The organism is Natronospira elongata (genome assembly GCF_034931365.1).
GTDB classification, from domain to species: domain Bacteria; phylum Pseudomonadota; class Gammaproteobacteria; order Natronospirales; family Natronospiraceae; genus Natronospira; species Natronospira elongata.
Genome location: NZ_JAYGII010000064.1, coordinates 1 through 6176 on the forward strand (window position 1 = coordinate 1; position 6176 = coordinate 6176).

General features: G+C 58.1%; 4 protein-coding genes. 2 read left to right on the forward strand and 2 right to left on the reverse strand.

What is annotated here, in order from left to right; genetic code table 11:
• The coding region (locus VCB98_RS14020; protein ID WP_445354003.1) for an adenylate kinase at window positions 1-1129 on the reverse strand (1129 nt) is incomplete at its 3' end.
• A 296-nt stretch (window positions 1130-1425) separates the two neighbouring features.
• Between VCB98_RS14020 and VCB98_RS13435 the strand changes: the two genes are divergently transcribed.
• Window positions 1426-2691, forward strand: coding sequence for a 6-phosphofructokinase (locus VCB98_RS13435; RefSeq protein ID WP_346053388.1), 1266 nt, complete (start codon window positions 1426-1428; stop codon window positions 2689-2691).
• 53 nt (window positions 2692-2744) lie between these two features.
• A complete protein-coding gene (locus VCB98_RS13440) occupies window positions 2745-3659 on the forward strand; it encodes a cation diffusion facilitator family transporter (protein ID WP_346053390.1) in 915 nt (304 codons plus the stop codon).
• On the opposite strand, the gene VCB98_RS13445 is transcribed toward VCB98_RS13440, so the two are convergent.
• The coding region (locus tag VCB98_RS13445) for an FG-GAP-like repeat-containing protein (RefSeq protein ID WP_346053392.1) at window positions 3637-6176 on the reverse strand (2540 nt) is incomplete at its 5' end. The genes VCB98_RS13440 and VCB98_RS13445 overlap by 23 nt on opposite strands.

Here is a 6176-nt window from a genome sequence, read left to right on the forward strand (position 1 = left end):
TGGCCTTCTTCTTGGTGGCCTTCTTCTTGGAGGCCTTCTTCTTGGTGGCCTTCTTCTTGGAGGCCTTCTTCTTGGTGGCCTTCTTCTTGGAGGCCTTCTTCTTGGAGGCCTTCTTCTTGGAAGCCTTCTTCTTGGTGGCCTTCTTCTTGGAGGCCTTCTTCTTGGAGGCCTTCTTCTTGGTGGCCTTCTTCTTGGTGGCCTTCTTCTTGGAGGCCTTCTTCTTGGAGGCCTTCTTCTTGGAGGCCTTCTTCTTGGTGGCCTTCTTCTTGGTGGCCTTCTTCTTGGTGGCCTTCTTCTTGGAGGCCTTCTTCTTGGTGGCCTTCTTCTTGGTGGCCTTCTTCACCGTCCGGGCCGCAGCCGGTTCCGCGGCGTCATCGCCGCCACCGGGGCGCCCCGTGGCCGCATCGGCTGCCGGCTCAGTGCTATAGGGCGTCACGGCACCGGCCGCGCCGCCGGAGCTGGCAGCCGGCGCCGTACCACTCTTGACCGGATCGAGGACCGCCTTGAGGCGACGGAACACGTCCTCCATCTCGCCGTCGGCATCCACCGTGGCCAGCTTGCCCTGGCCGCGGAAATACTCCACCAGAGGCCGGGTTTGAGCATCGTAGACCCGCAGGCGGTTGAGAACCGTTTCCTCGTTGTCGTCCGCCCGATGGGCCAGCGGCCCGCCGCAGGCGTCACACTGGCCTTCGAGCTTGGGAGGTGCGGAGTAAATGTTGTGCACATTGCCACAGTGCTGGCAGACCCGCCGGCCGGCGAGACGCTGGACCAGCTTGTCCTCGTCCACGTCCATCAGAATAGCCAGATCCAGGGGTTGGCCGATTTCGGCCAGCATCCGATCCAGTTCCTCCGCCTGGGCGATATTGCGTGGGAAGCCGTCGAGGATGAAGCCGTCCCGGGCATCGCCTTCCTTCAGTCGCTCCTTGATAATCCCGAGGACGATTTCATCGGACACCAATTGGCCCGCGTCCATGGCGGCCTTGGCTTTCAGACCAAGATCAGTCCCGGCCTTGAGCGCTGCCCGTAGCAGATCCCCGGTTGCAATCTGGGGGATGCCATAGGTCTCCACCAGTTGTCGCGACTGTGTTCCCTTCCCCGCACCGGGGGCCCCAAGCATGACGATACGCATGAGCTTTTCTCGCTTTGGCTGATTCGATCCGGTTCCGCAACTTCCCGCGACAGCGCCCCTTGTATCGGGAGCACGCACGGAAGACAAAGACACTGATGCGGGCAAAACTAACCGGCTCGAAGGGGGCAGTCAACAAGGGGGAAAGATTTTTCCAAGACATTTCCGCCCAAATCCGCCTCTTCTCGAGCTATGGGGGCGGCAATAATAGTCTATTTCCGTTATCCTTCCGCACTTGTCGCAAGGGATTATTCCCCGCCTACACAGTCTGGATTCCGATTTCGGGAGGAGGTCGCCCAATGGCCAAACGCAACGCTTTCTACGCCCAATCAGGGGGCGTCACCGCCGTCATTAACGCCACCGCCGCCGGAGTCATCGAAGCGGCCAGGGAGCACGGGGACCGAATTGGCAAGGTCTATGCCGGCCGTGACGGGATCATCGGGGCCCTGACCGAAGACCTGATTGACACCAGCCAGGAAAGTGACGAGGCCATTGCGGCGCTCAAACATACTCCCGGCGGCGCCTTCGGCTCCTGTCGCTACAAGCTGAAAAGCCTGGAGGAGAATCGCGCCGAGTATGAGCGGCTGATCGAGGTCTTCAAGGCGCACAATATCGGCTATTTCTTCTACAACGGGGGCGGGGATTCCGCCGACACCTGCCTCAAGGTCTCCCAGCTCTCGGAGACCATGGGTTACCCCATCCAGGCCATCCATGTGCCCAAAACCGTGGATAATGACCTGCCCATTACCGACACCTGTCCGGGATTCGGCTCGGTGGCCAAGTACATTGCGGTTTCCACCCTGGAAGCCTCTCTGGATGTGATGTCCATGGCTCGAACCTCAACCAAGGTTTTCGTGCTTGAGGTGATGGGGCGCCATGCGGGCTGGATCGCCGCCGCCGGTGGCCTGGCGGGCAAAACGGATGAAGAACCGCCGCACGTCATTCTTTTCCCGGAAATCGCCTTTGACCGGGAAAAATTCCTCGCCAAGGTAGACCAGGCGGTAAAAGACTACGGCTATTGCACGGTGGTGGTTTCCGAAGGGACACGGGACGCCGAGGGCAACTTCCTGGCGGATGCCGGCAGCGTGGATGCCTTTGGGCACAAGCAGTTGGGTGGCGTCGGTCCGGTGATTGCCGATATGGTCAAGTCAGCCCTGGGGCACAAATACCACTGGGCAGTGGCGGATTATCTGCAGCGCTCGGCCCGTCACTTGGCCTCTGAGACCGACCTGCAGCAAGCGGTTGCAGTAGGACGGGCTGCCGTGGAGATGGCTCTTGCGGGCAAGAACAGCGTCATGCCGGCCATCAAGCGCCTGTCCGATGCGCCATACAGCTGGGAAATCGACGAGGCCCCCCTCGCCGAGGTGGCCAACGTGGAAAAGAAGATGCCTCGCGAGTTCATCAGCGAGGACGGCTTCGGCATCACCGACGCCGGCCGTGCCTATCTGGCACCGCTGATTCAGGGCGAAGCCTATCCGCCCTACAACTCAGAAGGCCTGCCCGAGTATGTTCAGCTTCGCAATGTTGCAGTGGACAAGAAGCTGGACACCTTCAAGCTGCGCTAAACGAGGAAGGCGGGCCCCGGCAGCCGCCGGCGCCCGCCTTCGGCGGTAAAGCAATGCACGGACATCACCACGATCATCAGGGCGGCGGCAGGACTGGGGCAGCTCCCTTTATCATCGGCATTGTCATCACCCTGGCCTTTGCCGTGGTGGAATTCACCTTCGGCTGGATTGCCGGGTCCCTGGCCCTGATGGGCGATGCCGCTCACATGGCCTCGGACTCCCTGGCCCTGGCCCTGGCGGCCACCGCCGCCTGGCTGGCCCAGCGGCCCGCCAGCCACCGTCACACCTTCGGACTGGGCCGTGCCGAAGTCCTCGCCGCCATGATCAATGCCACGATCATGCTGCTGATCGTTGGTGCCTTGTCACTGGCCGCCATTCAGCGCTTGGTTGAGCCCCGGCCAGTGGAGGGCAATATTGTCTTCATCGTCGGAAGCATCGGCCTGCTTCTGAACCTCACCCTCGCAGCGGTCTTATTTCAGGGCGAAAGGAATCTGAATAACAAAGGAGCACTACTGCACGTACTTGGGGACCTGCTGGGCTCTGTAGCTGCCATTACAGCAGGGCTCGTCATACTTCTAACTGGGTTCACACCCATTGACCCAATTCTGACACTGTTCATTTGTATGCTGATCACGGTCGCCGCCCTGCGGTTGCTGAAGGAGGCTTCACACGTGGTCATGGAAGCGGTACCGCCACACATCGACTTGGTAGAGGTGGGGCGCGTCATGGCCGATGACGCAGGGGTGCATTCCGTCCATGACCTGCACATCTGGGCCTTATCCTCCCAGGAAACCGCATTATCAGCACATGTAGTCCTTCATCAGCTCGACCACTGGCCGGCTGTACAGTGGCGTCTTGAGAATATACTCGCTTCACAGTTTGATATCGGGCACGCCACACTTCAGCCCGAACCTTCCATTCTTGGCCGGAGCAAACTGGAAGACATCACTGGCCACCGCCAGACCTGATTGACGACATTCGCATTGACGCTCGTCGTCTGAAGAGTTGAAGGCTCAGCAACAGAATCAACCACATCACCCAGTCTCTTGGATCAAGCCCAGTACTGCAGCCACTTCGGAAACCTCCATGCTCCACCACCCACGTAGCCGCGTACTGGGCATTCTCTGGCTGAGGGTCCTCAGTGTCAGCAGTCAGTGAGAACTGAAACTCAAACTGCCCAGGCGAGGTAGCTTCGAGCTTCAAAGCAAGCTCTTTCTCACCACCAACCGGGATATCACCCAGAGCGCACTGGAGCCCCCCGCCCACAGCTTCACAGTCATGTTCACCGCTATCGATACTGATGCCCGCAGGTACCTCAATATTGAGCGTCACTGCCTCACTGATATCGGGTCCCTCGTTAGTCACCCTGATGCTTACTGGCCGGGAATCCCGGATATCAAGCGCTTCATCCCCCAAGCTCACCGAGAGTCCGAGATTAGCTCTCGGAAACAGGGGCGATTCGCTGCTTGGGTATAGGTCCACGGTTTCACCGTCATCCCGCAACGAAACCCAGTCCCAGCGACCATCACCGTCCAGATCAGCAGATAACAATTGACGAGATCCAGAATGCTTTAGAATGCGGTCCGCGAGCCGAATAACACCATTGCGATGATTCCGGTACACCTGATGCCCGCCCCGAGAATTCCCGAACATGAGATCAAGACGACCGTTTCCGGTTAGATCCTGTAGTTCAACCGCAACACTATCAACACGTCCCAAGTCCAGATGATGCCCTAAGTGGCCGCTCCCATCGTTGAAATACACTGCATTGGCAGGAATCTTGCCATGTGGCCGACCATCTTTCCCCCGGGCAACAGCCATATCCGGGTAGCCGCTACCAGTAATATCGCCCGTGGCAATATCAAGCAGTCCGGGCCCAACGTTGTATTCATCCAGGATCAAATAATCAAGGGCTGCTTGTTCTCCATGAGCGGCTAATAAAGAATCGATCACCGGCCGAATGATGAGCACCCGACCGTCGATCCATCCCAATATCAACTCTGGCCTACCATCCCCAGTCAGGTCCGCAGCCGCAGCGATGGACGCCTCGGGGAGCGGAAAACCGCCTGCAGGAGTCAACTGCCCACCTTGATTGACGAATAGCAGAATCTCCGACGACCCGGTCAGCAATAACAGGTCCTGCCAACCATCACCGGTCAAATCAGTCGTTAACCCACTGACCGCACCACCTGATTCCAGCTCAGAGACGGTCTCGTACCGCAAATCGCCGTCCATGCCCTTAACAAGGCTGGGACCGTTGGCATTGACCAACACCAGCTCTTGTCGGCCATCACCGCTTATATCCGCCAGCAAGGCATCGCGTATGTCCAATTCTTCTGCCAAGGTCTGCTGAACCTCAAAATCGGACTCACCGTCGTTATGGAGCAGGAGACTCGGCTCACCGCTGCCCGTCGCCAGAACCAAATCCGAGACGGAATTACCAGTGAGGTCACCGACCACGACACGCTGCGCAACGTATTCCAGGACTTGATCTGCACCAATACCAATCGACTCATGCCCTGCCAGGGACAATTCAGCCAAAGCGTGATCACCGATCAAGGCATCCGACTCACTGAAAAGCTCAGCCGACATGAAAACATCGCCGGCAACGCTGCTCTCAAGCTCGAACAAGATATCCTGAAAGGAAGATCCTTCCATGTCTCCCAGCGAACACTCCAGTTCCCAAGGATGGCGACTCTGATCGAGATGGCAGCCTTCTGCGACCTCATCCATGGGCTGAATTGCCACCGCCTCGCTGGCGTAAATGCTTGCGGAAAGGCTTACCTCTTGTGCCATGCCGTCGCCAGGATTCTCTACTTCAAGATGCAAAGTGAGTGCTTTCCCTGCCTGAAGGGTAGAAGGATAGGACTCCATAATCAGGCTTAGCTGATCATCAGAATCTGCTACCACCGATAGCTCAAAGGCCTGTTCGGCTCTCTCATCGAATTGGTTCTGTGCCTCCAAGACAACAAGGTGAACGCCCACATCTTCAAAATCCGGGGCGCCTTCCAGCAAGGCTTCGCCTCCTCCCTGGTCCACAAAGGATAGCCAATCAGGCAGCGTCACGGCATTCACATGCACCCCCAGCTCCTGAGGATCTTGCACAGAAACCTGATAGGTCCAGGTAGTTCCGGCGTATGCCTCCTGATCCGGTTCACTGAGAAATACGGGTGGCTCTATCTCACCATCCACCTGAATCTCGAAATCCTGTTGCACGCTCAGACCGAATTCGCTCTCGGCCTCAATCACAATCCCGTGAGGGCCGATATCATCCAGATCGGGAATACCCTCAAGGATTGCACTGCCGTCGCCCTGGTCTGAGAGGCTTAACCACTCAGGTATATTCACTGCCGTGATAGTAATGGCCCCGTCCTGGGGATCCTGGGCTGTAGCGATGTACTGATAGCTTTCACCCGCCTGAGCATCAAGGTCTGGATCACTGGTAAATTCCGGCGGCTGATTGCCCTCAACCTCGATGCTGAAGC

Excerpts from the sequence above, each read along its gene's own strand:
- VCB98_RS13435 (WP_346053388.1), top strand. The coding sequence starts at position 1,426 with ATGGCCAAACGCAACGCTTTCTACGCCCAATCAGGGGGCGTCACCGCC.
- VCB98_RS13440 (WP_346053390.1), top strand. The coding sequence starts at position 2,745 with ATGCACGGACATCACCACGATCATCAGGGCGGCGGCAGGACTGGGGCA.